Here is a 328-nt window from a genome sequence, read left to right as displayed (position 1 = left end):
CTTAAACCCAATCAAAGACGCACGGTTCGCTTACGTATGAATGCTCTGCCTGCTGACATGGCTGATGGTGAATATCGTGCTTACTTGTGGTTTTCCCCAATAGCAAAAGCCGCAGAGTTATCGGACATTGCGCTATCTTCAAGTAAAACCAACAGTGACGGTTCAGCCTTTCAACTGAACTTTCATATCAACAGTTATGTACCCGTTTATGTTCAGAAAGGTGAGCAGGTACAAGATGTTAAGTTTGCGTGTGACAACCAAAGCATCAAGATTCGTAACGATGGTAACTTTCAATTTACTGCAAAATTGAATGTCGACGAGCATAGCG

General features: G+C 42.7%; 1 pseudogene. It reads left to right on the top strand.

The annotated features are described in order from the left end of the window. Positions 1 to 328, top strand: a pseudogene (locus tag AB4486_RS26365) (molecular chaperone); the annotation flags it as partial.

The organism is Vibrio sp. 10N.222.55.C6 (genome assembly GCF_041473395.1).
Taxonomy (GTDB): domain Bacteria; phylum Pseudomonadota; class Gammaproteobacteria; order Enterobacterales; family Vibrionaceae; genus Vibrio; species Vibrio crassostreae_C.
The sequence above is the reverse complement of the archived record's forward strand: the minus strand, read 5'-3'. Positions and strand labels throughout refer to the sequence as shown.